29 protein-coding genes are annotated in these 25,613 nt (G+C 52.8%); 11 read left to right on the top strand and 18 right to left on the bottom strand.

Features of this window, described 5'->3' with window-relative positions:
* Positions 1-140: 140 nt before the first annotated feature.
* The 11 genes from HMPREF2675_RS03950 to HMPREF2675_RS03900 all read right to left on the bottom strand — a co-directional run bounded on the left by HMPREF2675_RS03950 (position 141) and on the right by HMPREF2675_RS03900 (position 8,157).
* Positions 141-674 (bottom strand): alpha/beta hydrolase, encoded by a 534-nt coding sequence (locus HMPREF2675_RS03950; protein ID WP_049343783.1) that lies wholly within the window; start codon positions 672-674, stop codon positions 141-143.
* A gap of 10 nt (positions 675-684) precedes the next feature.
* Positions 685-1,029 carry a hypothetical protein gene (locus tag HMPREF2675_RS03945; RefSeq protein WP_070814132.1) on the bottom strand — a complete coding sequence of 115 codons (345 nt, stop codon included), beginning with the start codon at positions 1,027-1,029 and terminating at the stop codon, positions 685-687.
* Complete coding sequence (locus tag HMPREF2675_RS03940; protein ID WP_070814131.1) at positions 1,016-1,795, bottom strand: exodeoxyribonuclease III; 780 nt, start codon at positions 1,793-1,795, stop codon at positions 1,016-1,018. The genes HMPREF2675_RS03945 and HMPREF2675_RS03940 overlap by 14 nt, the downstream gene beginning before the upstream one ends.
* 44 nt (positions 1,796-1,839) lie before the next feature.
* Entirely contained in the window at positions 1,840-3,153 is a 1,314-nt protein-coding gene (gene argA, locus HMPREF2675_RS03935) for an amino-acid N-acetyltransferase (protein WP_070814130.1), read from the bottom strand.
* On the bottom strand, positions 3,150-3,545 hold the full coding sequence (locus HMPREF2675_RS03930; RefSeq protein WP_039862294.1) for an MJ0042-type zinc finger domain-containing protein: 396 nt from the start codon (positions 3,543-3,545) through the stop codon (positions 3,150-3,152). Before HMPREF2675_RS03930 ends, argA begins: the two co-directional genes overlap by 4 nt.
* A 99-nt stretch (positions 3,546-3,644) precedes the next feature.
* On the bottom strand, positions 3,645-4,286 hold the full coding sequence (gene pyrE, locus HMPREF2675_RS03925) for an orotate phosphoribosyltransferase (protein WP_003682682.1): 642 nt from the start codon (positions 4,284-4,286) through the stop codon (positions 3,645-3,647).
* Positions 4,287-4,456: 170 nt separating this feature from the next.
* Positions 4,457-4,927, bottom strand: coding sequence for a 23S rRNA (pseudouridine(1915)-N(3))-methyltransferase RlmH (rlmH, locus tag HMPREF2675_RS03920; RefSeq protein WP_003682681.1), 471 nt, complete (start codon positions 4,925-4,927; stop codon positions 4,457-4,459).
* A 161-nt stretch (positions 4,928-5,088) separates the two neighbouring features.
* A complete protein-coding gene (gene pyrH / locus HMPREF2675_RS03915) occupies positions 5,089-5,808 on the bottom strand; it encodes a UMP kinase (protein WP_003708812.1) in 720 nt (239 codons plus the stop codon).
* 220 nt (positions 5,809-6,028) lie between these two features.
* Positions 6,029-6,883, bottom strand: a complete 855-nt coding sequence (tsf, locus tag HMPREF2675_RS03910; protein WP_036493709.1) for a translation elongation factor Ts — start codon at positions 6,881-6,883, stop codon at positions 6,029-6,031.
* 124 nt (positions 6,884-7,007) lie between these two features.
* On the bottom strand, positions 7,008-7,736 hold the full coding sequence (rpsB, locus tag HMPREF2675_RS03905) for a 30S ribosomal protein S2 (RefSeq protein ID WP_002258397.1): 729 nt from the start codon (positions 7,734-7,736) through the stop codon (positions 7,008-7,010).
* A 178-nt stretch (positions 7,737-7,914) separates the two neighbouring features.
* Positions 7,915-8,157: a hypothetical protein gene (locus HMPREF2675_RS03900; RefSeq protein ID WP_063076190.1), complete on the bottom strand. Its 243-nt coding sequence runs from the start codon at positions 8,155-8,157 to the stop codon at positions 7,915-7,917.
* A gap of 78 nt (positions 8,158-8,235) precedes the next feature.
* On the opposite strand from HMPREF2675_RS03900, the gene HMPREF2675_RS03895 reads away from it, so the two are divergent.
* The gene (locus tag HMPREF2675_RS03895; RefSeq protein ID WP_070814129.1) at positions 8,236-8,826 is read left to right on the top strand and encodes a 5-formyltetrahydrofolate cyclo-ligase; all 591 of its coding nucleotides are present in this window, start codon (positions 8,236-8,238) and stop codon (positions 8,824-8,826) included.
* Positions 8,827-9,052: 226 nt separating this feature from the next.
* Positions 9,053-9,526, top strand: coding sequence for a hypothetical protein (locus tag HMPREF2675_RS03890; protein WP_283127789.1), 474 nt, complete (start codon positions 9,053-9,055; stop codon positions 9,524-9,526).
* A gap of 143 nt (positions 9,527-9,669) precedes the next feature.
* Here HMPREF2675_RS03890 and mnmG read toward each other — a convergent pair whose 3' ends face one another.
* Together mnmG and amgK are read right to left on the bottom strand one after the other, a co-directional pair.
* Positions 9,670-11,565 carry a tRNA uridine-5-carboxymethylaminomethyl(34) synthesis enzyme MnmG gene (gene mnmG / locus HMPREF2675_RS03885; protein ID WP_070814128.1) on the bottom strand — a complete coding sequence of 632 codons (1,896 nt, stop codon included), beginning with the start codon at positions 11,563-11,565 and terminating at the stop codon, positions 9,670-9,672.
* An 84-nt stretch (positions 11,566-11,649) separates the two neighbouring features.
* The gene (gene amgK / locus HMPREF2675_RS03880; protein WP_070814127.1) at positions 11,650-12,654 is read right to left on the bottom strand and encodes an N-acetylmuramate/N-acetylglucosamine kinase AmgK; all 1,005 of its coding nucleotides are present in this window, start codon (positions 12,652-12,654) and stop codon (positions 11,650-11,652) included.
* A gap of 69 nt (positions 12,655-12,723) precedes the next feature.
* Between amgK and HMPREF2675_RS03875 the strand changes: the two genes are divergently transcribed.
* From HMPREF2675_RS03875 to HMPREF2675_RS03865, 3 genes are all read left to right on the top strand, one after another.
* Positions 12,724-15,123 (top strand): LPS-assembly protein LptD, encoded by a 2,400-nt coding sequence (locus HMPREF2675_RS03875; protein ID WP_349268256.1) that lies wholly within the window; start codon positions 12,724-12,726, stop codon positions 15,121-15,123.
* A complete protein-coding gene (locus HMPREF2675_RS03870; protein WP_070814125.1) occupies positions 15,120-16,109 on the top strand; it encodes a peptidylprolyl isomerase in 990 nt (329 codons plus the stop codon). Before HMPREF2675_RS03875 ends, HMPREF2675_RS03870 begins: the two co-directional genes overlap by 4 nt.
* A gap of 114 nt (positions 16,110-16,223) precedes the next feature.
* On the top strand, positions 16,224-17,033 hold the full coding sequence (locus HMPREF2675_RS03865) for an alpha/beta hydrolase (protein WP_070814124.1): 810 nt from the start codon (positions 16,224-16,226) through the stop codon (positions 17,031-17,033).
* 257 nt (positions 17,034-17,290) lie between these two features.
* On the opposite strand, the gene HMPREF2675_RS03860 is transcribed toward HMPREF2675_RS03865, so the two are convergent.
* Both HMPREF2675_RS03860 and rsmI read right to left on the bottom strand, forming a co-directional pair.
* Positions 17,291-17,911 (bottom strand): DUF1269 domain-containing protein, encoded by a 621-nt coding sequence (locus HMPREF2675_RS03860; protein ID WP_070814123.1) that lies wholly within the window; start codon positions 17,909-17,911, stop codon positions 17,291-17,293.
* Between the two features lie 219 nt (positions 17,912-18,130).
* Positions 18,131-19,018: a 16S rRNA (cytidine(1402)-2'-O)-methyltransferase gene (gene rsmI, locus HMPREF2675_RS03855; protein ID WP_070814122.1), complete on the bottom strand. Its 888-nt coding sequence runs from the start codon at positions 19,016-19,018 to the stop codon at positions 18,131-18,133.
* Positions 19,019-19,083: 65 nt separating this feature from the next.
* Here rsmI and HMPREF2675_RS03850 point away from each other — a divergent pair, with 65 nt between their 5' ends.
* From HMPREF2675_RS03850 to HMPREF2675_RS03825, 6 genes are all read left to right on the top strand, one after another.
* On the top strand, positions 19,084-19,431 hold the full coding sequence (locus HMPREF2675_RS03850; RefSeq protein ID WP_070814121.1) for a YraN family protein: 348 nt from the start codon (positions 19,084-19,086) through the stop codon (positions 19,429-19,431).
* Positions 19,432-19,435: 4 nt separating this feature from the next.
* Positions 19,436-20,029, top strand: coding sequence for a phosphoheptose isomerase (locus HMPREF2675_RS03845; protein ID WP_003749391.1), 594 nt, complete (start codon positions 19,436-19,438; stop codon positions 20,027-20,029).
* 73 nt (positions 20,030-20,102) lie between these two features.
* Positions 20,103-20,714: a BON domain-containing protein gene (locus HMPREF2675_RS03840; protein WP_036493677.1), complete on the top strand. Its 612-nt coding sequence runs from the start codon at positions 20,103-20,105 to the stop codon at positions 20,712-20,714.
* A 67-nt stretch (positions 20,715-20,781) separates the two neighbouring features.
* The gene (locus HMPREF2675_RS03835) at positions 20,782-21,387 is read left to right on the top strand and encodes a hypothetical protein (protein ID WP_070814120.1); all 606 of its coding nucleotides are present in this window, start codon (positions 20,782-20,784) and stop codon (positions 21,385-21,387) included.
* Positions 21,388-21,450: 63 nt separating this feature from the next.
* Complete coding sequence (gene map, locus HMPREF2675_RS03830) at positions 21,451-22,230, top strand: type I methionyl aminopeptidase (protein ID WP_003749385.1); 780 nt, start codon at positions 21,451-21,453, stop codon at positions 22,228-22,230.
* A gap of 405 nt (positions 22,231-22,635) precedes the next feature.
* Positions 22,636-22,932: a helix-turn-helix domain-containing protein gene (locus HMPREF2675_RS03825; protein WP_003680641.1), complete on the top strand. Its 297-nt coding sequence runs from the start codon at positions 22,636-22,638 to the stop codon at positions 22,930-22,932.
* 94 nt (positions 22,933-23,026) lie between these two features.
* On the opposite strand, the gene HMPREF2675_RS03820 is transcribed toward HMPREF2675_RS03825, so the two are convergent.
* The 3 genes from HMPREF2675_RS03820 to HMPREF2675_RS03810 are packed head-to-tail and all read right to left on the bottom strand — an operon-like array spanning position 23,027 to position 25,428.
* On the bottom strand, positions 23,027-23,977 hold the full coding sequence (locus HMPREF2675_RS03820; protein WP_070814119.1) for a YheT family hydrolase: 951 nt from the start codon (positions 23,975-23,977) through the stop codon (positions 23,027-23,029).
* Positions 23,978-23,980: 3 nt separating this feature from the next.
* On the bottom strand, positions 23,981-24,616 hold the full coding sequence (locus HMPREF2675_RS03815) for a phosphatase PAP2 family protein (RefSeq protein ID WP_070814118.1): 636 nt from the start codon (positions 24,614-24,616) through the stop codon (positions 23,981-23,983).
* Positions 24,616-25,428 carry a competence/damage-inducible protein A gene (locus HMPREF2675_RS03810; protein WP_070814117.1) on the bottom strand — a complete coding sequence of 271 codons (813 nt, stop codon included), beginning with the start codon at positions 25,426-25,428 and terminating at the stop codon, positions 24,616-24,618. The genes HMPREF2675_RS03815 and HMPREF2675_RS03810 overlap by 1 nt, the downstream gene beginning before the upstream one ends.
* Positions 25,429-25,613: the final 185 nt, after the last annotated feature.

The raw sequence follows: 25,613 nt of genomic DNA, 5'->3' as shown, positions 1-25,613 counted from the left end.
CGAATTATATTGCTTCATAAAAGAAATGAGAATAGTTTCTTTTAATTATATTTAACATGATATTTGCAAACAAAGACCGTCTGAAACACATATCGGTTTCAGACGGCCTTCGTTTATTAATATTAATAGATACTGCTACACTATTTACTCAACAGCATTTCCTGCATCAGCTTCATGCCCCATTGCCAACCGCCGAGCGCGCCGTTTAACTGGCCGGAATGCGGCGATTGAAGCAGACGCGCCTGCCAGCGGTCGGCCTGTTCTTGCGCCCAATCGCGTGGCGTACCGTTTGTTTCGGCGATGACAAACGCCGTACGACAAGGACAGCGGACGCGTTGGAACGAATGGATTTCGTCTTCGGGAAAAGCTTCGGGACGCGGCGAGACCAAAATAATATTGGTCAGGCGTTTTTGCGTCAGGATGTCGGCTTGGTACAGCCATGCCAAAAATGCAGACACACCAACACCATGAGCCACTACGGCAATATTTCTGCTGACGATATGCTCAAAGGCCGTCTGAATGGCGTGTTGCCATTCGGAAACGGTTTGCCGACTATCGGCTTCGGCAGTTTGGACAATCGGATAGCTGACCGCCCAGCGGTCTATCCACATTTCCGCTTCATCCGCATCGCGTATCAGAAACAGTGCCATTTCTTCGAGTTCGAAGCTCTGCATTTCAGACGGCCTATTTGAGCAAGTCGTTGAGTGTAAATGCGATCAACAAGGCGGCTGGCACGCTGAGAATGGCACAAGTCGCCAGACAAAGTACGATGTTGGCAATCAGCCGCCAACCCTTCCAAGCAAAGCATTTGGCAGCAATCAACAGGCAAGGCAGGGAAAACAGCAGCCATACCAACGCCCAAGTCGGATTAGCCTTGGTCGGCGCAACCCAGCCGGACATCCGCGCCAGCATAAACACCGCCCACACCAGCATAGGCAATACAAATGACGCCACGACCCACGCCGCACCTACGCCGGTTTTACTGTTTATATTCCAGTCGTACTTACCAAAAAACTTATTCGGCAACATAGTCATACTCCACAACTAAAGGGGCGTGATCCGAGAATTTTTCATCTTTATAAACATGTGCGGAAACGGCTTTAGCGGCCAACTCCGGCGTAACCATCTGATAATCGATGCGCCACCCGACATCTTTCGCATACGCTTGTCCGCGGTTGCTCCACCAAGTATAGCCCGGCACATCGGGATAAAGTGTGCGCCACATATCCGTCCAACCGAGTTTGTGGATGACTTTGCCTATCCATTCGCGCTCTTCAGGCAGGAAGCCCGAATTTTTCTGATTGCCCTTCCAATTTTTCAAGTCGATGTTTTGGTGAGCAATATTCCAGTCGCCGCAGACGACGATATCGCGTCCTTCATTTTTCATGGCTTCGAGCATGGGATAGAACGCGTCCAAGAAGCAGTATTTCACTTGTTGGCGCTCTTCCGCGCTGCTGCCACTGGGCAGATACAGCGAAATTACCGACAACTTGCCGAAATCGCAACGAACAAAACGGCCTTCCCTGTCAAATTCTTCAATACCCATGCCGATTTGCACATTGTCGGGCTTGCGTTTGCTGTACACCGCCACGCCGCTGTAACCACGCTTTTCGGCGCAATGCCAGTAGCCGTGCATGCCGTGCGGATTCTTCATATCGTCTGACAGGTCGGCTTCTTGAGCTTTCAGTTCCTGCACGCAAACAATGTCCGCGCCAGATGCGGCGATGTATTCGTAAAAACCTTTTTTATAGGCGGAGCGGATGCCGTTGACGTTGGCAGAGATGATTTTCAACATAAGATTTGAGTAATTTTTAAAAACGGATAATAGGATTGGAGTTTTCAGACGGCCTGCAAGTCATAAACAAATACTTTAGAATTGCGGCCGTTGGCATTGTATTCCTGCCGGCGTTCGGCAGGCAGGTCATCGGACGAGGCCGTCTGAAAGCCCCGTTCGACAAACCATTCGCCCGTGTGTGTGGATAAGGCGAAAAGCGTTTTGATATTCAAGGCGCGCGCTTTTTGGAATAAATGTTCCAACAGCAATTCGCCGTAGCCGCCGTCACGCGCTTCGGGCGACACCACCAGACAGGCCAATTCGCCGCAGTCCGGCTCGGCAAAGGTTTTCAACGCCACACAGCCGTAAATGTTTTGATCGTGTTCCAATACGGAAAAACTAGAAATATGGTTTTCCAAATACTCGCGGCTGCGGTGTAACAAGATGCCTTGTTCCGCCAGCGGACGGATTAAGGCGATGATGTGCGGAATGTCGTCGCTGCGTGCCTGACGGATGGAAACAAACGGCTCACGGGCAATAGATGTGCCGCTGCCCTCGCGGGTAAACAGCTCGCGCAACAGGCTACCGTCTTCGCGGCCGTTGAGAATCTGCACCCGCGATACGCCGTTTTCCAGTGCGCACACTGCCGCATGGAGCAAATCAACCGGCGCATCGGGATTGCCGCGCACCAATTCCTGCACTTCGCCGACAGACAACGTATTGGCCAACGAGCCGTCGGCACGGCGGATACCGGCTTCTTCGGTCAAGAAAACCAGCTTCTCCGCCTGCAAAGCCATGGCCACTTCCTGCGCGGTTTCACACATACTCAGATTAAAGGTTTTGCCGCTGTACGAATGCCCCAAAGGACTGATCAGCACCACCGCGCCGCTATCCAAGCGCAAACGGATCTCTTCCGCGTCGATTTTGCGGACGGTACCGGTATAGCCCATGTCCACGCCGTCGATAACGCCCAACGGACGGGCGGTAATAAAGTTGCCGCATGCGATAACCGGCGGCTTGCTCCGTTGCTGCGCAGATACGCTGCTGAACAAGGCGGCTTCGACATCGCTGCGGATAATTCCCGCCACCTGCTTCACTTCCATCAGGGTCGCTTCATCGGTAATCCGTCGGCTGCCGCTGTATTTCGGAACAAAATTCCGACCCGAAGCCAATTTGTCGAGCAAATGCCGCGAACCGTGCACCAAGACCAAACGCAAGCCCAAGCTGGCCAACAGATTCAAATCTGCGGCCAAACGAATCAGGGTTTCGCCTTCCAACAGGCTGTCGGTCACGCCGACTACCATGGTTTTGCCGCGCAAATATTGAATATAGGGCGCGGCTTCGCGAAAGCTGGCAACAAAATGGGCGATGTTACTCATAGCAGGGCAAGATAAAAGAGTTGCATAATCAAAACCGTCAGCGCAATCAGCGATGCCAAAGTCCAGTTGAACCCGTCCTTGCGCGTTTTGACCGCCGCCTGCTCTTCCGCCTTGGGCTCTTCCTTGAGCGCGCTATTGAGCAAATCGGAAATTTCTTTGCGCGAGAGTTTGGAATGCTTGAGGATTTGCGCGCCGATGTTATGCACGAGGCGCACATCCGTTACCGCCACAGGCAAATGGGCAGGATCGGCCGGAAGGTTGCCCGACAGATAATCCTTGGCCTTAAACATCCCCGAACAACGCGTGCAGACCACGAAACCCTGCGCCACGTTCAACTGGGCATCTTTCACCCAATGCGGCGTTTTACAATGAGGACAAGAACAAGCAGGCATGAGTATTTTCCGTAAGTGTATTGAATCAAAAATATATTTTAGCCAATGTTTCAGGCCGTCTGAAAACTGTTTCAGACGACCTGAGCATGATGTTATGGTTTAAACCGCGCCGTAACGTTCGCGATAGGCTTTGACCGGCTCGAAGAAGCCGCCAAATTCGGCATTATTTTGCAAGAGCGTGAACAAGTCGTTCAGGTTGGCAATCGAAACCACCGGCAGGCCGTATTGTTTTTCGACTTCCTGCACCGCCGACAATTCGCCCGTGCCTTTTTCCATGCGGTCGAGCGCAATGGCCACTGCGGCAGGCGTTGCGCCTTCGGCCTCAATCAGTTTGACCGACTCGCGCACGGATGTACCGGCGGAAATCACATCATCGATAATCAGCACGCGGCCTTTCAAAGGCGCGCCCACCAACACGCCGCCCTCGCCGTGGTCTTTGGCTTCTTTGCGGTTGTAGGCAAACGGTACGTTTACGCCTTTTTCCGCCAACATCATCGCTGTCGCCGCCGCCAAAATAATGCCTTTATAGGCTGGGCCGAACAGCATATCGAACTTCACGCCGCTGGCAATAATGGCTTCGGCGTAAAATTTCGCCAGCTGCAAAGTCGATGCGCCGTCATTGAACAAACCGGCATTGAAAAAATAAGGCGACTGACGGCCGGCCTTGGTCGTAAATTCGCCGAATTTCAACACGTTTTGTGCCAAAGCGAATTTGAGGAAGTCTTGACGGAAATCGGACATTTGGGTTCTCCCGAAAGATGTTGATTTATCAAAGAAACGATTATAAAGGATTCATGCGGAAAAATCAGGCCGTCTGAAAAACGGGTTCGCCCCGCGTTAAACCGACTTGCCCTATTCCTTTTCAAACCGACAAGGCGGCATTGCCGTCTTATCACGGCAATCAAAACGGATTATTCCCGATGATACGGATGGTTGTGCAAAATCGAAACGGCGCGATAAAGCTGCTCGGTCAGCAAAACGCGCACCATACCGTGCGGCAGGGTCAGGCTGGAAAGGCGCATCATCATGTTTGCCTGCTGTTTCAAACGGTCGGTCATGCCGTCTGCGCCGCCGATAATAAAGCAGACGTGTTCGCCGTTTTGCTGCCAGCCTTTCAAATGTTGCGCCAATTCGACCGAAGTCGGCGCTTTGCCGCGTTCGTCCAATACCACCAAAAATGCGCCCTGCGGGATGGCTTCCAGCAGGCGTTTTTCTTCAGCCGCCATGCCCTGAGCCGCGTTCACACCCGCGCCGCGTTTCTCTGGCTTGATTTCTTTCAGCGCATAATTGACATCGCGCCCGAAGCGTTTGGCGTACTCGCCGACGGCCTCATCGACCCAACGCGGCATTTTCGTGCCGACAGCCAAGACGGTGATATTCATGGGGTATCCTTTGTTATCGAATTGTCGGCTGGGCATTATGGTCAAGCAAGTTCTCAACCTTTTCAAACCATAAACCAATGCCCACGCAACCGACTGAAAATAAAAGGCCGTCTGAAAGCCGAATGTATCCCGTTCGGCTGTTTCAGACGGCCTTTCAATGATTAGCAGTGAACCAGCGTACCTTCGTTTTCGCCGGTTACCACGCGTTTGAGCGAGCCTTCTTTGGCAATGCCGAAGACCACGATATTGAGTTTGCGTTCGCGGCAGAGGGCGAAGGCGGTGGCATCCATCACTTTGAGGTTTTTCAACAAGGCTTCGTCAAAAGTAATGGTTTCATAGCGTGTTGCAGATGGGTCTTTTTTCGGGTCTGCGGTATAAACGCCGTCAACATTGGTGGCTTTGAGCATCACGTCGCAGTTCATTTCCGCACCGCGCAATGCGGCGGCAGTGTCGGTCGTGAAGAACGGATTACCGGTACCGGCGGCAAAAATCACAACTTTGCCTTCTTCCAAATATTGAATGGCTTTAGGACGGGCGTAAGTTTCAGCGATTTGCTGCATAGACAGTGCGGATTGAACACGCGCTTTGATGCCCAAGGTTTCAAATGCGTCTTTGAGTGCCAAGGCGTTCATCACGGTTGCCATCATGCCCATGTAGTCGGCAGTGGCGCGGTCCATGCTGCCTGCTTGTGCAGATACGCCGCGGAAAATGTTACCGCCGCCGACAACGATACCGACTTGCACGCCCATTCTCACGATTTCGGCAATTTCGCCGACAGTTTGAACGATGGTATCGTGATTGATGCCAAATGGATCAGAGCCCATCAGGGATTCGCCGGAGAGTTTCAGTAATACGCGTTTGTATTTGATTTGCTGTGTCATGGGATACCTTGCTTTCTTGAATGTCGTCGGTCGGGGGGCGGGCCGTCTGAATTTTCAAACGGTCGGAATATTAATGATAGGGTGTGTCGGTTTATTATTGTTTTGGTTTTCAGACGGCCTGAATATTCGGCCGTCTTAAATTAGGTACCGTAAACGGTTTTCTCAAAAAAAAGCACCCTGATTCGTTTGGAATCTAGGTGCTTTCTTTTTCATAAGTGCCTTACACTTTAGCAGCGGCAGCAACTTCGGCCGCGTAGTCAACAACGGCTTTCTCGATACCGTCGCCTACTTTGTAGCGTACGAAGCTGATTACTTCAGTGCCGTTTTCTTTGGCGAATTGGGCAACAGTTTGGTCAGGGTTCATCACAAATGCTTGGCCGTTCAGAGTGATTTCAGCCAAGAATTTACGGATACGGCCTTCAACCATTTTAGCGGCAATTTCGGCAGGTTTGCCGGAAGCAATGGCTTGCTCGGTGTAGATGTGGCGTTCTTTTTCGATGGTTTCGGCATCTACTTCGGCTTCGGATACACATTGAGGTTTGGCGGCAACGATGTGCATACCGATTTTGCGTGCTACGTCTTCAGAGCCTTTGTACTCAACCAATACGCCTTCGGTAGCCAAAGCACCGTGGATGTAGGCAACCAGTTGGTTGGCAGTGTCGATCACTTGGAAGCGGCGAACAGACATGTTCTCGCCCAATTTAGCGATGATGGCCTTGCGTTCTGCTTCAACCAGTTCGCTCAGTTCTTCAACGGTAGCCGGTTTTTTCTCGGCAGCAGTTTTCGCAACGAAGTTGGCGAATTCTACGAAGCCGGCGTCTTTAGCGACGAAGTCGGTTTCGCAGTTTACTTCAACCAATGCACCGACATTGCCGTTGATCGCGTAAGCCAATACGCCTTCGGCAGCAGTACGGCCGGCCAGTTTACCGGCTTTCGCACCGGATTTAATACGCAGGATTTCTTCGGCTTTGTCGAAATTGCCTTCGGCTTCAACCAAGGCTTTTTTGCATTCCATCATGCCCAGGCCGGTAGCGGCGCGCAGGTCGGCAACCATTTTTGCAGTAATTTCTGCCATTTTGAATCTCCTAGATTTTTGGGAACACGGCCATTTGCCGTGTTTGGAAATAGTGGCCGTCTGAAACGGATTTCAGAACGGGATTTGAGAAAAGGGGCATAACGCCCCTCTTCCGTGTACCGAATTACTCGGCAGCAGCTTCTTGGGCAGCGGCTACAGTTTCTTGCAGCGCTTGGTTTTTGCCTTCCAAAACTGCGTCGGCGATGCCGCGGCAGTACAGGCGGATGGCTTTGGCGGAGTCATCGTTACCAGGGATAACGTATTTCACGCCGTCAGGGCTGTTGTTGGTATCGACTACAGCGATAACAGGGATGCCCAGTTTTTCAGCCTCAACCAGAGTACCTTTTTGGTAGCCGGTATCGATAACGAAAATCGCGTCAGGCAGGCCTTTCATGTTTTTGATACCGCCCAAAGAACGTTCCAGTTTTTCAACGTCGCGTTGCATTTCCAGAATTTCTTTTTTGTTGAAACCGCCTTCAGCAGCGTTTTCCAGGGCAGCGGTTTTTTCTTCCAGGCGTTTGATGGATTGCTTAACGGTTTTGTAGTTGGTCAGCATACCGCCCAACCAACGGTGATCAACGAAAGGCATACCGGCACGGGTAGCTTCTTCGCGGATGATGTCGCGGGCTTGGCGTTTGGTACCTACGAACAATACTGTACCTTTATTGGCAACCAGACGGCGTACGGCTTCTTGCGCCTCTTGGAACATCGGCAGGGTTTTTTCCAAGTTTACGATATGGATTTTGTTGCGCGCACCGAAAATGTATTGGGCCATTTTCGGGTTCCAGAAACGGGTTTGGTGACCGAAGTGAACACCGGCTTCAATCATCTGACGCATAGTAATTTGAGACATGTTATTTCCTTGAAAGGGTTAAAGAGCACACATTCAATCGCATAGAACTTGATAGGCGGCGCCTATTGTCAAGCACCCTTCGGCGAAAGTGGGCATAAGTTTTAAAAAAATAAAAGCGTGTTTCCGAAATGGAAAACTGACGGATTATAGCGGATAAGAGGCCGTCTGAAAAGGGATTTTATACCTTCCCGTCCTGTTTTTCATCCGCCTGTACCGCCTTTTGGCGGGCCGCTTCAAACTCCGCCTGCTCCTGCCGTTTCATCAGGCGGTTGCGGCGGCGGATGGTCACGACAAAGACCGTAAACACAGTGGGCAACACTGCCCAAAAAACCAAATAAATCAACGCGCGCGCAATACTCGGCTGCGCGGCGGAAAACATCACGGCAACAAAAAGATAGCCGATGGCGACAATGTGCCACATCGTGTGCGTCCTGTTTGAATGTTAACAAAATCGTTATAATCGCAACATTCTACCGCAATCCCGAAAGGCCGTCTGAAAATGAGGAATCCCGAAAAATCGGCACTACGCAAACAGTTCCGCCGCGCACGCGCCCAAATGAGCGCCGACGAGCGGAACGCCGCCACCGAAACCATCAACCGCCTGCTCAAGCCCTACATCAAAAAAGGACGGAAAATCGGCGTGTATTGGCCGATGGGCAAGGAATTGCGATTGGACGGCTTTGTCCGTGCCGCACAAAAACGCGGCGCAAAACTCTACCTGCCCTATATCGAACCGAACACGCGGCGGATGTGGTTTACCCCCTACCCTGCCGACGGCGCCAAACAAGAACGCAAACGCGGCCGCGCCAAATTGCATGTCCCCCAATTCACCGGCAAAAAAATCCGTGTCCACCAACTCAACCTGCTGCTTGTCCCCATCGTCGGCATCGACAAACGCGGCTACCGCCTCGGACAAGCCGGCGGCTATTACGACGCCACCCTCTCCGCCACGAAATACCGCCTGCAAACCCAAACCCTGGGCGTAGGCTTCGGCTGCCAACTGACCGACACCTTGCCGACCGAACCCCACGACATCCCCCTAAACGGCTTTGTCTCCGAGCTTGGCGTATTGAAATTCAGACGGCCTTGATAGGGCAATTATCGGTTTATTAAAATGATTAAAGACCGTCTGAAACCTGATTTTTAGGTTTCAGACGGCCTTACTTTTAATGGATAGCGATAAGTTTACTGACATACTCAACAGGTAAAAGTACAATGTACTTTCCTTGCTTCTAATCTTCGGAGTATTACTTTCCCTGACTAACGCATGAACGTTTTTTACTCTATATTATTTTAATTTTAAAAGGCAACTCAAAATGAAAAGAACACTTTTTACTATCTTATGTTTGTCTACAACTGCCTATGCCAGCCACACATATATATCGGACAATTTGACTTGCACCTACCATGATTTAACTGTCCCAAACAGTCGACCCAAAACATCGACTTGCCATAGTTTTATTTGGGAAAGTATGCAAATCTATGATGAAAAACGCGGTGGCTATATTGCAGGAAATGGGGAAGAGTACACATTGAAAAATAAAAAAACTATCACTTTTTCGTATGAAGCCTTTATGAAAACAAAAAAATCCAACCCAACAGATGGCAAATGGACCCACTCGACCAAACTGATGAATGGTAAACCTTATACCACCACAGAACGTACAGTAAAAGGTTGGAATTGGACTTGCCATCGTTCAGAAAAAGAAGAATTATGCGTACGTTCTCAAGTTCCATCTTACCCCCAACAAGGGGATACTCCCATCATTGACATTCCTCCCCTTGAATAGTAAATTTACTCTCGTTTCACTATCGCCCCTTTATAAATTTTTAATGGATTTATACTGATTTAGCTTTTTACATATCAAACTATAGAAAGGCCGTCTAAAACCTAATTTCTTGGGTTTCAGACGGCCTTTATTCAAATTAAACCTTACTTGGCATCTTTAAATCCGCGTTTCAAATGCACCATCAGCAACGCCACCGCCGCAGGCGTTACGCCGGAAATGCGGCTGGCTTGGCCGACGGTTTCGGGTTTGTGCTGATTCAGCTTTTGCTGCACTTCTGCCGACAAGCCTTTGACTTTGCTGTAATCGATGTCGTCGGGCAGCTTTAAGGTTTCGATGTCGCGGCGGCTGTCGATTTCTTCGTTTTGGCGGTCGATATAGCCTTGGTATTTGACTTGGATTTCGACTTGTTCGACCACGCTGTCGGCAAGTGCGGTTTCAGGTTGTGCGTCGGGCAGGGTCATCAGCGTGGCGTAGTCAAGGTTCGGGCGGCGCAGGAGGTCGTGCAGGTTGGCTTCGCGGCTGAGTTTCTGGCCGAATACGCGCAGCTGCTCTTCTTCGGCGAGTTTTTGCGGCGTGTACCACGTTGTTTTCAAACGTTGGATTTCGCGTTCGATGGCTTCGCGTTTTTCGTTGAACATGCGCCATTGTTCTTCACCCACTAAGCCGATTTTGTAGCCGTCTTCGGTCAGGCGCATATCGGCGTTGTCTTCCCTGAGTTGCAGGCGGTATTCGGCGCGGCTGGTGAACATGCGGTAGGGTTCGTTCACGCCTTTGGTGATGAGGTCGTCCACCAATACGCCGAGATAGGCTTGTTCGCGGCGCAGCAGGAGCGGGTCTTGTTCGCGGATGTATTGCACGGCATTCGCGCCTGCGAGCAGGCCTTGCGCGGCGGCTTCTTCGTAGCCGGTCGTGCCGTTGATTTGTCCGGCGAAAAAGAGGCCTTGGATGGTTTTGGTTTCGAGGCTGGCTTTAAGGTTGCGCGGATCGAAATAGTCGTATTCGATGGCGTAGCCGGGGCGCAGGATATGGGCGTTTTCAAGACCTTTCATGCTGCGCACGAGTTGGATTTGAATGTCGAACGGCAGGCTGGTGGAGATACCGTTTGGATAGTATTCGTGTGTGGTCAGGCCTTCGGGTTCGAGGAAAATCTGGTGGCTGTCTTTGTCGGCGAAGCGGTTGATTTTGTCTTCGATAGACGGGCAGTAGCGCGGGCCGACGCCTTCGATTTTGCCGGTGAACATGGGGCTGCGGTCGAAGCCTGAGCGGATAATTTCGTGGGTTTGCAGGTTGGTATGCGTAATCCAGCAGGACACTTGGCGTGGGTGCATTTCGGCGCTGCCGCGTACGGACATTACGGGAACGGGTGTATCGCCGGGCTGTTCGGTGAGCTGGGAGAAATCAATCGTGCGTCCGTCGATGCGCGGTGGCGTGCCGGTTTTCAGACGGCCTTGCGGCAGGTTCAATTCGCGCAAACGGCCGCCCAAGGATTTGGCGGCGGGATCGCCGGCGCGGCCGCCTTCGTAGTTTTCCAAACCGATGTGGATTTTGCCGGACAAAAACGTGCCGGCGGTCAACACGACGGCGCGTGCTTTAAACTCCACGCCCATCGCGGTAACCACGCCGCTGATGCGTTCGCCATCAAGCGTTACGTCTTCAACAGCTTGTTGGAAAAGCTCCAGATTTTCTTGGTTTTCCAGCATTTCGCGGATGGCGGCTTTATACAGGATACGGTCCGCCTGAGCGCGCGTAGCACGAACCGCCGCGCCTTTGCTGGCGTTCAGGCGGCGGAACTGGATGCCGGATTTGTCGGTGGCCAACGCCATCGCGCCGCCGAGCGCGTCGAGTTCGCGCACAAGATGGCCTTTGCCGATGCCGCCGATGGAGGGGTTGCACGACATTTGGCCGAGGGTTTCGATGTTGTGTGAGAGCAGCAGGGTTTGCGCACCCATGCGTGCGGCGGCAAGCGCGGCTTCGGTACCGGCATGGCCGCCGCCGACGACAATCACGTCGTAGGTTTTGGGGTAAATCATGTAAGTCATGTTTATGTGTTCTGTAAAGGTTTCAGACGGCCTTTTGTTGATCAGGCCGTCTGAAAAGTGGAATCAAATCTTAAAAAACCAAGCTTAGAAGGTATAGCCTGTTTCCAATTCGTCATCGCCGACCAATTCGACCAGCAATGCATAAAGTGGCGCCAAATCATTGTAACGGCGGGATACACGGCGCAAATAGTTCAAGAAGCGCGGGATTTCCGGGCGGTATTTGTCTTTGCCGTCGCGGTAGTACAGGCGGGCAAAAATACCGGCCACTTTCAAATGGCGTTGTACGCCCATCCATTCAAACCAGCGGTAGAACTCGTCAAACTCGGCAGGCACGGGCAGCTGGGCAGCGCGTGCTTTTTCCCAGTAACGGATGACCAAGTCCAATACAAATTCTTCTTCCCATTCGATAAACGCATCGCGCAACAGCGACACCAAATCATAGGAAATCGGGCCGTAAAGCGCGTCTTGGAAGTCCAACACGCCCGGGCGGCCTTTTGCCAGCATCAGGTTGCGGACGATAAAGTCGCGGTGGACATACACTTTGGGCTGCGCCAACAGGGGCGGCAGCAGCGTATCGACGGTTTGCTGCCACAACTGGCGTTGCTTGAAGGTCAGCTCGCGGCCCAATTCTTTGGCCACAAACCATTCGGGGAACAAATTAATCTCGCGCAACATGACTTCGCGGTCGTATTCCGGCAGTTTGTCGGGTTGGCTGGCTTTTTGCAGCTCGATCAGTTCGTCGATGGCTTCGAGCAGCAGGGCTTTGTGGGCGGTTTCGCTGTTTTCCTGATTCATGGCGGTCAGGAATGTGGTGTTGCCCAAATCGTTCAACACCATAAAGCCCAACGCTTCATCCACATGAAGCACTTGCGGCACATTAACCATATTAAACAGTTTTTGCACTTTCAAATAAGGCGCAACACTCATCTTCTCAGGAGGCGCGTCCATACAGATGACGGTTTGGCCGTCTGAAAACGTCGCACGGAAATAACGGCGGAAGTCGGCATCGGCTGCCGCAAAGCTCAATTCAAACGGCTGGTTCGGGTAAACAGACTCCAGCCAGTTTTGTAATTCGGTTTGTCGTTGCATAGCGGTATCGCAGAATTTCAGGTTACAATAACCGCTATTCTAACTGGCAAACCGATTTAAGGGGCGATTTTGGCTCGTTTATTTTCACTCAAACCCTTGGTACTCGCCTTAATTATGGGCTTTGGCGCAACAGCCGTGCGCGCGGAAGATGCTTCTGTTCCGCAGGCGGAAGACTATACCCCTGCCCACGCCGCCGAATCCAAACCGGCAAAAACCGGCCAAAGCGAAGCCGATCCGCTTTCTTTGGGCAGCACTTGCCTGTTTTGCGACCACGAAGATGCCAAGCCGGCCGAAACCGCCGAAATCAAACGCAGCGGCGAACCTGCCCTGCCTGCCGATTACACCCGCATCAACGCCGATAAAATAGAAGGCCAGACCCAAGTCGGCGTCCGTGCCGAAGGCGACGTCATTGTCGAGCGCAATGCCGATGTTCTCAACGCCGATTGGGCGCAATACGACCAAGCCGCCGATACCGTTACCGCCGGCGACCGCTTTACCCTGTATCAAAACGGTTCGACCGTATCCGGCGACCAATTGGTTTACAACCTCAAAAACCAAACTGGTTCCGGCACTGCCGTGCGCCTCAATACCGAGCAAGGCGGCCGCCGCCTTCAAAGTGTCAGCGAAAAAGCCGAACTCAAAGGCAAAGGCCTCTACAAACTCATCAATACCAAATTCAACACCTGTTCGCCCGGCGATGCCAGCTGGTATATCCAAGCGCAAAGCATCGAAGCCGATGAATCGACAGGCATCGGCGTGGCCAAACACGCTTCGCTGGTATTCGGCGGCGTACCCGTCCTCTACACGCCTTGGGCAGACTTCCCCATCAACGGCAACCGCAAAAGCGGCCTGCTCGTTCCGACCATTGCCACCGGTTCAGACGGCCTTGAGCTGAGCCTGCCCTACTACTTCAACCTTGCGCCGAATTTGGATGCCACCATCCGCCCGGGCATCATCAGTAAACGCGGCGTGCAATTGGGCGGCCAAGTGCGTTATCTGCAACCAAATTACAGCGGCGAAGTCGATGGCGACTGGATGCCCAACGACCAAAAAAGCGTCCACAACAACCGCTACCAGTTCAAATGGAAACACCAGCAGCAGCTGAACAGCAAAATCAGCGGCGGCATCAACTACAACCAAGTTTCCGACGACGATTACTACCGCGACTTCTACGGCCGTGAAGACATCGCACGCAACGTCAACCTCGACCGTCAGGCATGGCTCAATTACAGCGACAAATTGTTGGGCGGCAGCTTTGACGGCTCGTTGCGCGTACAAAAATACCAAACGCTGGCCAACCAAGACGGCTATAAAGACGAACCTTATGCCATCATGCCCCGTCTGACCGGCCGTTGGCAAAGCCATCTCGGCAAAGCGCAACTCAACGTGTTCGGCCAATTTACCCGTTTTGACCACGATACCAAGCAAGACGGCAGCCGCGTGGTACTCTACCCGAGCGTCAAATGGGATTTCCATAACCAATGGGGCTACATCCGGCCTAAAGTCGGCGTACATGCCACTTATTACAGCCTCAACAGCTTCAACGGTCAAAGCGGCCGCAATGTCAGCCGTGTCCTGCCGATTATCAACGTCGACAGCGGCCTGACTTTCGAGCGCAGGGCCCGGCTCTTCGGCGGGGAATACCTGCAAACGCTTGAACCGCGCCTGTTTTACAACTACATTCCAACCAAGTCCCAAAACGACCTGCCTAATTTCGACAGCTCCGAAAACAGCTTTACCTATTCGCAGCTGTTCCGCGAAAACCTGTATTCGGGCAACGACCGCATCAATTCGGCCAACAGCCTGACGCTGGCCACACAAAGCCGTATCCTCAACCCCAACACCGGTGCGGAACTCTTCCGTGCAGGTATCGGCCAGAAGTTTTATTTCAAAAAAGACAACGTCCTGCCTGACGGCAACGTCAGCAATTATCCGCGCAGCCAATCCGACTGGGTAGCTTTTGCACACGGTAACATTACCCCGAGCATCCGCATCGACTTGGACATCCACTACAACCAAAACCAAAGCCGTGCTGAAAGCTACGCCGCAGAGATTGCCTATAACCCCGAACCCGGCAAAGTCTTAAGCGCGCGCTACAAATACGGACGCAACGAGCGCATCTATCTGCAATCCGACGGCGACTATTTCTATGACAGGCTTAGCCAAATCGACCTTGCCGCCCAATGGCCGTTGAGTAAAAACCTGTATGCCGTTGCCCGTTACAACTATGAAATCGAAGCCAAAAAACCGCTGGAAATGCTCATCGGTGCAGAATACAAAAGCAACTGCGGCTGCTGGAGCGCAAGCTTGGTCGGCCAACGCTATGTTACCGGCGAAAACAGCCACAAAAACGCCGTATTCTTCAACCTCCAACTCAAAGACTTGAGCAATATCGGCAACAACCCATTCGAAAAACTCCGCTTAGCCATCCCCGGTTACAGCAAAACCAACGAGGTAGTCAAACAATGAACTTCAAACCCCTGATTCTCGTCGCCGCACTCACTCTCGCAGTAGGCGCACACGCCGCTCCTAAAGCCAAAGCGACCAAAGCGCGTGCCAACAAAACTCCAGTCGTCAGCGCCACTACCATGCCTGCCGTACAAAGCGGCGTACATCTTTCAGACGGCATTGCCGCGGTTGTCGACAACGAAGTCATTACCCACCGCCAAGTAGCGCAAGCCGTAGCGCAAGCGCGTCAAACCCTGCCTAAAGGCACACAAATGGATGCCAATGAGCTGCGCCAACAGGTTTTGGCACAAATGATCAACCAATCCCTGATCCTCCAAGCAGGCAAACGCCGCAACATCCAAGCGACCGATAGCGAAATCGAAGCCGTTATCGCGCACAACCCCAACATCAAAAACCCGTCTGCCGCCGTCCGTCAAGACATCGCCGACAGCATTATTGTTGAAAAAGTGCGCCAACAGGCCATCATGCAAAACAGCCGCGTCAGCGACTCCGAAGTGGCACGCTACATCGAGCAGGCCAAACAACAAGGCGTGACCCTGCCTGAAGCAGACCCTGTGCGCCAATATCATGCCCAACACATCCTCATTAAAGCCGACAACGACAATGCCGCCGTCGGCGCAGAAAGCACTATCCGCAAAATCTACTCACAAGCCCGCAGCGGCGCAGATTTCGGCGGCTTGGCACGCCAATACTCGCAAGACAGCAGCGCCGGCAATGGCGGCGATTTGGGCTGGTTTGCCGACGGCATGATGGTTGCCCCGTTTGAAGAAGCCGTCCACAAACTCAAACCCGGACAAATCAGCGCCCCTGTCCGCACACAATTCGGCTGGCACATCATCAAGCTGAATGACGTCCGCGAAGCAGGTACGCCTGAAGAGCGCCAACAAAACGCCGTCCGCCAATACCTGTCCCAACAAAAAGCACAACAGGCGACCACCAACCTCCTGCGCGAACTGCACAGCAGCTCATACGTTGACGTACGCTAATCGCGCGTATTGTTAAAAAGGCAGAAATCCGTACAATAAGGCCGTCTGAAATCCATTGTTCAGACGGCCTTCTCTCCTTTTACTTAAGCAACCCATTGATTAAAGCACCCCATCATGCCCATCCGTCCCAACTGGCAAACCGCCACCCTGCTGCAAGCCGAAGAAACCTCCGTTATCTCTACCCACACCGGCCGCACCTACCGCATTCAAGCCGCGACACTCGGCGAGCGTCCGGCAGGCGGCTATCCCGTACTGTATATCCTTGACGGGGATGCCTTTTTCCCCGCCATCCTCAATATGGCGCAATCCCTGCTCATCAACCCCATCACCAAAAGCCATGCCGCCTGTCTGATTGTCGGTATCGGCTACACCGGCGGCAACATCCGCGACCTAAGCCAACGCGCCCTCGACTACACGCCGCCGCTGCCCGACAACGCGCCCGAATCCGAACGCAAACAATACGGCCAAGCCGACCGCTTCAGCCGCTTTATCGATGACGAACTCTCCGCTCTGCTCAACAGCAAATACCGCATCGATACCCAAAACCAAGCCGTCTTCGGCCATTCGTTCGGCGCACTGTACGGCCTCTATTCCCTGTTCACCCGTCCCGAACGATTCCGCCATTATTTGCTGGTTTCACCGTCTATCTGGTGGCAAGACCGCCGCGTACTCGATTGGCTGCCCGACGCTTTGCCGCAAGGAATCGGCATCCGCCTTGGCGCAGGCGAACATGAAGGCAGAAACAACCGTCCCGACCAAACCAGCCGCGGCATGGTTGCACAAGCCAAAATTCTTGCCGGCACTTTGCACCACCTCGGCGCGGATGTCCGCTTTACCCTCTACCCCAACGCCAATCACGGCAACGCCCCGTTTTACGCCCTGACCGACTGCATCGAATATTTGCGCAACGTATGGCAGCGTTAAAGCAGGTTTGCCAAACATTGAGGCCGTCTGAAATGCAAACTTAGAAGCGTATTGAACCTATTGGATCAATCTAAAATCCAATTATAAAAAGGCCGAGACCTTCGCAATAACATAGGTTGAGACCTTTGCAAAGGTCTCGGGGCATGAAAAAGGGAGAGGCTACCTGAAAAATAGATTTTCAGGTAGCCTCAAACCGGTTTGGCATGCATCCGAAACGGAAAATTTGAGCGGTTACATACCTTGGGTTGGTGGCAGTGTTATTTCAACTTGGCTGCCAATTCGTCGAATTTTTGTTTGATGTCGGCCTTGAAGGCTTCCACTTTCTCTTTGCGTTCGGCTTTGCGCTGTTTTTTCCAAGCTTCGTGTGCCTGACGTGCCACTTCTTCCTGCGCTTCTATTGCTGCCAATACGTCCTGTTGGGCAACGGCTGCATCTTGCCGGAGAATAACGGTTTTGAAACGGTGGAAGAAAGCATCCAATACAGCCTCGTCGGATTCTTGCGCCAAAATAATGATTGCAGTACTGCCGTTATCCAGTTTTTTGGCTGTATTTTCCAGCAACGCCCCCTCTCCCAATGTTTGGGCAGTGCCTACATCACTGCCGATGAGTGCGCCAGTAGCTCCACCCAACAGAACACCGATAGGACCGCCGAGGATGCCGACCAGCGAACCAATGAGGCCGCCCGTCCATGTGCCTTCGACCGTATTGGCGGTAAAGTCGGTGCTTTCTGCTGGGATAATCAGACCATTTTCCTTTTTAACCAAAACGGCTTGTGCCACCAAAGCATCTGTTATCTGCGAGTAAGCTTTCAATTCAGAAAAGGCTTGATAAGCTTCGCTGGAGATGTCGAATAAGGCAACGATGATGTTTTGTTTCATAAGTCCACTCCCGTAGATTGAAAGATTTAAGAACATACTAGTTGTATGCAGTGTCATTGTAAATTACAAGGGGGGGGGGGGAGCAATGCGGCAAACAGAACTTTACCTATATAAAGCCTGTAGAACCGGCAAACGGATAACGAACAATACCCAGCCTTACCTGTAGGAAATCGTCGCGTTGTTTACACCACAGGTTGAGAGAAATAAGCCTACAAGACCTCAAGCGTCGTCTGAAATCCGTTTCCACTCCAACGCTAAATCGTACAAGGTTTTTTTGCTTTCGCCGGTAATCTTGGCGGCAAGCTCGGCTGCTTGTTTGGTCGGCAACTCGGCCGCAAGGATTTTTATGGTATTTTGCGCCGCCTCGGGCAAATCGCTGTGTTTCTCTTTCACGGCAGGGTGCAACACCAGCACCATCTCGCCACGCGTTTGGTTACTGTCGTTTTTGAGGGCGGCTTGGATTTCGGCAACCGTGCCGCTGAGGAAGGTTTCAAACGTTTTGGTGATTTCGCGCGCCAATGTCAAACGGCGTTCGGGGAACTGCGCGGCCATATCTGCAAGGCTTGCTTCGATACGGTGCGGCGTTTCAAACATCACAATCGGAAAATCGGCTTCCGCCCATTTGGCCAGCAGCTTTTGGCGTTCGCCGGCCTTAGGCGGCAAGAAACCGTTGAAGTAAAAATCGGATTCCGTCACACCGGCCACGCTCAATGCCCCCATGACCGCGCTTGCGCCGACCACAGGCACCACTTTAAATCCGGCTTCGCGCACGCGGGCGGCAAGTTTCGCACCGGGATCGCAAACAGCAGGCGTACCCGCATCGGAAACTTGGGCAACGCTCAGGCCGTCTGAAAGATAGGCGATGATTTTATCGGCCATTTGCTGCTCGTTGTGTTCGCGCACGCTCACGAGTTTGCCCTGAATACCGTACGCACTCAAAAGCTGGGCGGTAACACGGGTATCCTCGGCGCAGATAATGTCGGCCTTTTGCAGCACGGCCAGCGCGCGCAGCGTTATGTCGGCTAAATTGCCGATGGGTGTTGCGACAACGTATAATGTCTGTTTTTCGATGCTGTCGACGGCTTTTTGCAGGTGTTTTGTGTACATAGATTCAAGGCCGTCTGAAACGGCGTCTCTTTAAAAACAATGATTATATAACGGGTAAACTTTTCATGCGCTTAAACCACAAACAGGGGGCGGCGGCCGAAGATACGGCGCTGGCATTCCTGCTGGACAAAGGCTGCTCGCTGCTGGCGCGGAACTGGCATTGCGCCTACGGCGAAATCGATTTAATCGTCAAAAACGGCGGTACGATTGTGTTTGTTGAAGTAAAATACCGCAAAAACCGAGGTTTCGGTGGTGCCGCATACAGCATCTCGCCGTCCAAATTATTGAAATTGCAACGAAGTGTAGAGTATTATCTGCAAAAGCACGGGTTAAACCATGCGCCCTGCCGCCTGGATGCGGTACTGATCGAGGGCGACGGCCAACCCGAATGGATTCAAAATATTACAGGTTAACCTCATGACAACATTACAAGAACGCGTTTCCGCACATTTTGCCGAGAGCATCCGCGCCAAGCAGGAAGCTGAAAAAGTACTGGTCGAGCCGACCGCACAGGCCGCCGAGCTGATGCTGCAATGCCTGATGAACGACGGCAAAATCCTGGCCTGCGGCAACGGCGGTTCGGCTGCCGACGCGCAACACTTCGCTGCCGAAATGACCGGCCGTTTTGAAAAAGAGCGCATGGAATTGGCTGCTGTCGCGCTGACGACGGACACTTCCGCCCTGACCGCCATCGGCAACGACTATGGTTTCGACCACGTATTCAGCAAACAAGTGCGCGCGCTCGGACGTGCCGGCGACGTATTGGTCGGCATCTCCACCTCCGGCAATTCCGCCAACGTCATCGAAGCCATCAAAGCGGCACACGAACGCGACATGCACGTCATCGCCATGACCGGACGCGACGGCGGCAAAATCGCCGCTATGCTCAAAGATACCGACGTTTTGCTCAACGTCCCTTATCCCCGCACTGCCCGCATTCAGGAAAACCATATTTTGCTGATTCACGCCATGTGCGACTGCATCGACTCCGTCCTGCTTGAAGGCATGTAACCCTTTCTTTTCAGACGGCCTATCCCTTAAAGGCCGTCTGAACGCCCAACCGTCCATACCCAAGGAAAAGGATATGAAGAATATCAAACGCTACGCCCTCCCCGTTCTGACAGCGACCCTCTTGAGCCTGAGTCTGAGCGGCTGCGTCGGCGCACTGATCGGCGGTGCAGCCGTCGGCACCAAATCCGCCGTCGACCGCCGCACCACAGGCGCGCAAACCGACGACAACGTTATGGCCCTGCGCGTCGAAACCACCGCACGCTCCTACCTGCGCCAAAACAACCAAGTCGAAGGCTACAAGCCCAAACTGAACGTTGTCGGCTACAACCGCCACCTGCTCCTGCTCGGCCAAGTGGCCACCGAAGGCGAAAAACAATTTGTCGAACGCATCGCCCGTTCCGAACAAGCCGCAGAAGGCGTGTACAACTACATTACCGTCGCCTCGCAAGCGCGTTCGCTCGGCGACGTGACCAACGACACCTGGGGCACATCTAAAGTCCGCGCCGCCCTGTTGGGCCTCAGCCCGGCCACCCAGGCGCGTGTCAAAATCGTAACTTACGGCAACGTGACCTATGTCATGGGCATCCTCACGCCCGACGAACAAGCCCGCGTGACCCAAAAAGTCAGCACGACCGTCGGCGTACAAAAAGTCGTTACCCTCTATCAAAACTACGTTGCCAACTGATTCACAGGCAATTCAGGGCCGTCTGAACATTCAGACGGCCATCCCACCAACTATTACCTGACCCATCATGTCAAAAAATAATAAAGCCCCTTTCCAACTTAAACCCAAACACTTAATTCGCGCATTCTTCCTTGTCAGCTTCGTCGCCGTCGCCGCCCTTGTCGCCGGCGTATTCAGCACCCTAAACTCCGGCAAAACCGACCTGCCTGCAAAAAATCCGGCCGAACAAAACGACACACGCATTGAAGTTTGGCGTCCCAACGGCACAGTCGAACTTGAAACCGTCCAACCCGCCCAAGAAGGCGACGAAAAAACCGCTTCCGGCAACCCGGTTGTTCCCCAAACCGAAAAAAGCGACAAAGCCGAAGAAGGTGCAAAAAACGACCGTCCTGCCGCACACCGCGGCAAACGCACAGAAAACAAACGCGCCGAAACCGACAAATCAGAAAAAACACAATCCGACAACAGCAGCCCTGCCGCTCAAAACACACCTCAAGCAGACAGCCAGCCGGTAGCAAACAAAGCCGCAGACAGCAAACCAGCCGCACAAGCAGCAGAAAACAAACCGGCAAAAGCCAAAGCCCCCGAGTCCAAACCGACTCCCAAAGCCGAGCCTGAGGCCAAACCACAAACCAAACCGCGCAATAAAGACAATCTCGACAACCTGTTTTAAACAGACGGCACACCCGTCCCGTTCAGACGGCTCCCATGCCGTCTGAAACAAGAAGGAAACCTCATGGACAAAGTCATCATCAAAACCCCCGAAGAAATCGAAAAAATGCGCGAACTCGGCCGCTTGGTCGCTGAAGCCCTCGACTACATCGGCCAATTCGTCAAACCCGGCGTCACCACCAACGAAATCGACAAACTCGTTTACGACTACCACGTCAATGTTCAAGGCGGTTATCCCGCCCCCCTCAACTACGGCAACCCGCCCTACCCGAAATCCTGCTGTACCTCCGTCAACCACGTTATCTGCCACGGCATTCCCGATGACAAGCCGCTGAAAGAAGGCGACATCGTCAACATCGACCTGACCATTAAAAAAGACGGCTTCCACGGCGACTCCAGCCGTATGTTTACAGTCGGCAAAGTCTCCCCGATTGCCCAACGCCTGATTGATGTAACCCACGCCTCCATGATGGCGGGTATCGAAGCGGTCAAACCCGGCGCCACCCTCGGCGATGTCGGCTATGCCTGCCAACAGGTTGCCGAAAATGCCGGCTACTCCGTAGTACAAGAATTCTGCGGACACGGCATCGGCCGCGGTTTCCACGAAGCGCCGCAAGTGGTCCACTACGGCCGCAAAGGTGAGGGCCTCGTCCTCAAACCGGGCATGATTTTCACCATCGAGCCGATGATCAACCAAGGCAAACGCCATCTGCGCATCCTGAACGACGGTTGGACAGTGGTCACCAAAGACCGCTCCCTCTCCGCCCAATGGGAACACGAAGTTTTGGTTACCGAAACCGGCTACGAAATCCTCACCGTCAGCCCTGCCAGCGGTAAGCCTTAACCTTGAAAAAACCTTCAGGCCGTCTGAAAACATAGATTCAGACGGCCTAAAATTTATTCGCATTCTCAATCCAGAAAACCGAATAAAAACTCGAAATTAAGTTTTTACCCATATTGAATTGTTTAATTATGTAAAAATTTGCTTATGCCATATCTAAGATAACCGCATAATTTAATGATTTATATAACAAAATTTTACTGAAATAATGAATTAAGAAATATTTACACAAATTATGGCAAACAGCGGCAAACTTCTTTCGAATATACTGTCTAATTATCTAGATCAGTCATTTGCAATACGCCCACATATCACCCCAAAAGCCTACAGGAAAAGGGATGCCGGCATTCTTGCAGACCCATTTTTATGCCTAGAGGCATGCAACAAATACCACAATAAGGAAGATTCATGAAATCGTTCGAAAAAATTGAAAACATCCGCGATATCCGTAAAAAACTCGGCCTGAACCAAATGGACTTCTGGAGCCGCATCGGTGTGACTCAATCCGGTGGTTCCCGTTACGAATCCGGCCGCAATATGCCTAAACCTGTACGCGAATTGCTGCGTTTGGTACACATCGAGCGCGTCGATTTGGCTAAAGTCAACCGTGATGACTTGGCCGTTGCGTCCCTGCTGAAAAACCGCGACCCTGAGTTGTATGCTTCTCTGAAAAAAGAAGCCAAAGCCGACAACAAAGGCAAATAATCAAGCCATTCAAAAGGCCGTCTGAAACTTGTTTTCAGACGGCCTTTTTACTTTCTACACTCTAAGGGCGTGTCGCATACATGCCCTTTCTCCTTTACGGCTGATACTGTTTGAAATAGTCCAACACCGTTTGCGGCAGCCATTGCAGATTCAGACGGCCCCGATCGCGGCTGACAAAGCCGACATGACCGCCATATGCCGGTTGCAGCAGCGTAACGGTCGAGGACACGTCCCGCCCCGTCGGCAGGGCTTCAGGCGGCAGGAAGGGGTCATTGACGGCATTAAGCAACAGCAACGGCGTATCCACGCCTTTCAGAAACGGTTTGCAGGAATTGCGGCGGTAGTAATCGTGGCGGTCGGCAAAACCGTGAAGCGGCGCGGTAAAGCGGTCGTCAAAATCGCCAAGCGTTTTGCAGTTTTGCCGGCTCAAGGCCGTCTGAAACCGGGGAATCGCTTGGGCTTTCGGCAGCAGCGAATTCAAAAAATAACGCGTGTAAATCAGTCGCGTTATGCCCTGATCAAAACGCGTACCGGCCGCCACGGCATCAACCGGTGAGGAAACGACGGCAGAAGCGCGCGGAACGGCATTGCTGCCCTGCTCACCCAAATATTTGGCCAAGGCATTGCCCCCCAAAGAAACGCCGACGGCGTAAATGGTTGAATAGCGTCGGGCCAGCGTGTTGAGCATAAAGGCGATTTCGGGCGTATCGCCGAGGTGGTAGAACACGGGCGCGGTGTTTGCGATGCCGCCGCAACTGCGGAAATGGGCGACCACGCCGTTCCAACCGCGCTGCTGTACGGCTTTCATCAACTCGACCGCGTAATGGCTCTCACTGCTGCCTTCCAGTCCGTGGAACAAAACCACCAGTGGCGCATCGGGGTCGGTGCTGTCGACAAAATCGTAGGCAACTTGGGTTTTGCCGGTACTGTCGGGCAGAAGCTCGCGGCGGTAGTCGGGCGCCTTGCCTTGCAGCAACTTGGCAAACAGAGTGTCGGCATGGCCGTTTCTGAGCCAATAAGGCGTGTTGGGTGAACGTGTATTCATGGTTTATTTCTTCTGTTTTTCAGACGGCCTGAAGATGAGCATATACACCAGCAAGGCCGTCAGCGTGCCGTTTGTCCAGCCTGCCCAAACGTCGGTGGGATAATGCACGCCCAAATAAATGCGTGAAAACCCGGTCAACAGGGCAAAGGAAATACCGCCTATCCAAGCGGCGCGGCGGTAGCGCGTGCGGCGGCAAAGCAATATCAGCATGACGGCAATGGCGGCGGAAAACGTACTGTGGCCGCTGGGGAAGGAAAAATTGCTCTCTTCAATCAGGCGCGGCCAAAGCAGCGGGCGTTCGCGGGCAAACCATACCTTCACAATCAGCATGTTCAAAGTCGGCACCAATGCCGCCAACACGCAAAACAGTGCTTCGCGCTTCTTATCGGCGAAATACAGGGCGGCGGCAACTGCGCCGATCAGCGGCACGGCAATCGCGGTTTTGCCCAGATAGTGCAACACGGTGGCAATCGGGTCAAACCATGTGCCCGCGTGGGCATGGACGGCGTGCATCAGCGGCGGCTCGAAAGCGAAGCCGCCATATTGCGCCAGCCAAATGCCGATAACGAGAGTCGGCGGTAAAAACAGCAAAGAAGCGAAAGCCAGTGCACGTTTGGCTTGGGCCGGAGACAAGTGCATTATTCCACCGTTTCTTTCAAAGTCGCGCCAATCGCCTGCAAACCCTGCAACGCATCTGCCCACGCCGCATCCAGCAAGCGGCAGGCCTCGCCTTCCGCTTTGATGCCGAACTCGATATGCGGCGGAATATAACGGCCGTCTGAATCGGTACGGCCCACGGTGGGCAGGCTGTACGAACGGATACCGGCGTAGGTATGTTCAAGATGTTCCATAATCGGCGTAATGCGCGACTCGGGTTGGTCGAACACATACACGCTGCGGCTGCCGCGTTCGGTTTGGTTGAAGCGGTCGGCGTAATAAGTTTCCAATACCCATTCGGCCATCGGGTGCGCCATCACGGGGAAGCCGGGGAAGAAATAATGCTCGTGGATGGAAAATCCTGCGATGTTGTTAAACGGGTTGGGCACCAATTCCGCGCCTTCGGGAAAATCCGCCATTTTCAGACGCTGGGCGTGTTCCGGCGAATCGAGCGGCTCGCCGCGTTTCAGGGTTACGCCTTCGATAAACTTGGCGGCTTCGGGATGACGGACGACGGGCAAATCCAAAGCAGAGGCGGCAGCTTGGCGGGTGTGGTCGTCAGGCGTAGAGCCGATGCCGCCGGTAACGAAAGTCGGCAGGCCGTCTGAAAAACTGCGGCGCAGCTGTTTGACCAGCAATTCGGGTTCGTCAGGCAGATATTGCACCTGATTGAGTTTCAGCCCGTGCGATTCCAAGAAAGATTTAAAAAAGGCGAAATGCTTGTCTTGGCGGCTGCCGTGTAAGATTTCGTCGCCGATGATGATAAGGTTGAACAAATGCTGTCGGTCTTTCATAATCTTTCCTTCTGCCTAAAGGCTATTCATGATTTCCCATGATTACTGTTCCAATATTGCTTATTAGGTAAATCAAATGGGAAATACGTTGTTATTGTTGTTGCAAAAGATGGGCCGTATAAGGATAAAGTCATTGCAAGCTTTATACCAGATAATAATCAATTAAACCTAATTAGTGGTAACTA

The organism is Neisseria sp. HMSC061H08, assembly GCF_001836795.1.
GTDB lineage: Bacteria > Pseudomonadota > Gammaproteobacteria > Burkholderiales > Neisseriaceae > Neisseria > Neisseria subflava_A.
Note: the sequence above shows the minus strand (reverse complement) of the source record. Positions and strands in the feature narration are given on the sequence as shown.

What these genes read in the sequence shown, in the direction of transcription:
- HMPREF2675_RS03950 (WP_049343783.1), bottom strand. Translation starts at nt 674, where the DNA reads ATGCAGAGCTTCGAACTCGAAGAAATGGCACTGTTTCTGATACGCGAT.
- HMPREF2675_RS03945 (WP_070814132.1), bottom strand. Translation starts at nt 1,029, where the DNA reads ATGTTGCCGAATAAGTTTTTTGGTAAGTACGACTGGAATATAAACAGT.
- HMPREF2675_RS03940 (WP_070814131.1), bottom strand. Translation starts at nt 1,795, where the DNA reads ATGTTGAAAATCATCTCTGCCAACGTCAACGGCATCCGCTCCGCCTAT.
- argA (WP_070814130.1), bottom strand. Translation starts at nt 3,153, where the DNA reads ATGAGTAACATCGCCCATTTTGTTGCCAGCTTTCGCGAAGCCGCGCCC.
- HMPREF2675_RS03930 (WP_039862294.1), bottom strand. Translation starts at nt 3,545, where the DNA reads ATGCCTGCTTGTTCTTGTCCTCATTGTAAAACGCCGCATTGGGTGAAA.
- pyrE (WP_003682682.1), bottom strand. Translation starts at nt 4,286, where the DNA reads ATGTCCGATTTCCGTCAAGACTTCCTCAAATTCGCTTTGGCACAAAAC.
- rlmH (WP_003682681.1), bottom strand. Translation starts at nt 4,927, where the DNA reads ATGAATATCACCGTCTTGGCTGTCGGCACGAAAATGCCGCGTTGGGTC.
- pyrH (WP_003708812.1), bottom strand. Translation starts at nt 5,808, where the DNA reads ATGACACAGCAAATCAAATACAAACGCGTATTACTGAAACTCTCCGGC.
- tsf (WP_036493709.1), bottom strand. Translation starts at nt 6,883, where the DNA reads ATGGCAGAAATTACTGCAAAAATGGTTGCCGACCTGCGCGCCGCTACC.
- rpsB (WP_002258397.1), bottom strand. Translation starts at nt 7,736, where the DNA reads ATGTCTCAAATTACTATGCGTCAGATGATTGAAGCCGGTGTTCACTTC.
- HMPREF2675_RS03900 (WP_063076190.1), bottom strand. Translation starts at nt 8,157, where the DNA reads ATGTGGCACATTGTCGCCATCGGCTATCTTTTTGTTGCCGTGATGTTT.
- HMPREF2675_RS03895 (WP_070814129.1), top strand. Translation starts at nt 8,236, where the DNA reads ATGAGGAATCCCGAAAAATCGGCACTACGCAAACAGTTCCGCCGCGCA.
- HMPREF2675_RS03890 (WP_283127789.1), top strand. Translation starts at nt 9,053, where the DNA reads ATGAAAAGAACACTTTTTACTATCTTATGTTTGTCTACAACTGCCTAT.
- mnmG (WP_070814128.1), bottom strand. Translation starts at nt 11,565, where the DNA reads ATGACTTACATGATTTACCCCAAAACCTACGACGTGATTGTCGTCGGC.
- amgK (WP_070814127.1), bottom strand. Translation starts at nt 12,654, where the DNA reads ATGCAACGACAAACCGAATTACAAAACTGGCTGGAGTCTGTTTACCCG.
- HMPREF2675_RS03870 (WP_070814125.1), top strand. Translation starts at nt 15,120, where the DNA reads ATGAACTTCAAACCCCTGATTCTCGTCGCCGCACTCACTCTCGCAGTA.
- HMPREF2675_RS03865 (WP_070814124.1), top strand. Translation starts at nt 16,224, where the DNA reads ATGCCCATCCGTCCCAACTGGCAAACCGCCACCCTGCTGCAAGCCGAA.
- HMPREF2675_RS03860 (WP_070814123.1), bottom strand. Translation starts at nt 17,911, where the DNA reads ATGAAACAAAACATCATCGTTGCCTTATTCGACATCTCCAGCGAAGCT.
- rsmI (WP_070814122.1), bottom strand. Translation starts at nt 19,018, where the DNA reads ATGTACACAAAACACCTGCAAAAAGCCGTCGACAGCATCGAAAAACAG.
- HMPREF2675_RS03850 (WP_070814121.1), top strand. Translation starts at nt 19,084, where the DNA reads ATGCGCTTAAACCACAAACAGGGGGCGGCGGCCGAAGATACGGCGCTG.
- HMPREF2675_RS03845 (WP_003749391.1), top strand. Translation starts at nt 19,436, where the DNA reads ATGACAACATTACAAGAACGCGTTTCCGCACATTTTGCCGAGAGCATC.
- HMPREF2675_RS03840 (WP_036493677.1), top strand. Translation starts at nt 20,103, where the DNA reads ATGAAGAATATCAAACGCTACGCCCTCCCCGTTCTGACAGCGACCCTC.
- HMPREF2675_RS03835 (WP_070814120.1), top strand. Translation starts at nt 20,782, where the DNA reads ATGTCAAAAAATAATAAAGCCCCTTTCCAACTTAAACCCAAACACTTA.
- map (WP_003749385.1), top strand. Translation starts at nt 21,451, where the DNA reads ATGGACAAAGTCATCATCAAAACCCCCGAAGAAATCGAAAAAATGCGC.
- HMPREF2675_RS03825 (WP_003680641.1), top strand. Translation starts at nt 22,636, where the DNA reads ATGAAATCGTTCGAAAAAATTGAAAACATCCGCGATATCCGTAAAAAA.
- HMPREF2675_RS03820 (WP_070814119.1), bottom strand. Translation starts at nt 23,977, where the DNA reads ATGAATACACGTTCACCCAACACGCCTTATTGGCTCAGAAACGGCCAT.
- HMPREF2675_RS03815 (WP_070814118.1), bottom strand. Translation starts at nt 24,616, where the DNA reads ATGCACTTGTCTCCGGCCCAAGCCAAACGTGCACTGGCTTTCGCTTCT.
- HMPREF2675_RS03810 (WP_070814117.1), bottom strand. Translation starts at nt 25,428, where the DNA reads ATGAAAGACCGACAGCATTTGTTCAACCTTATCATCATCGGCGACGAA.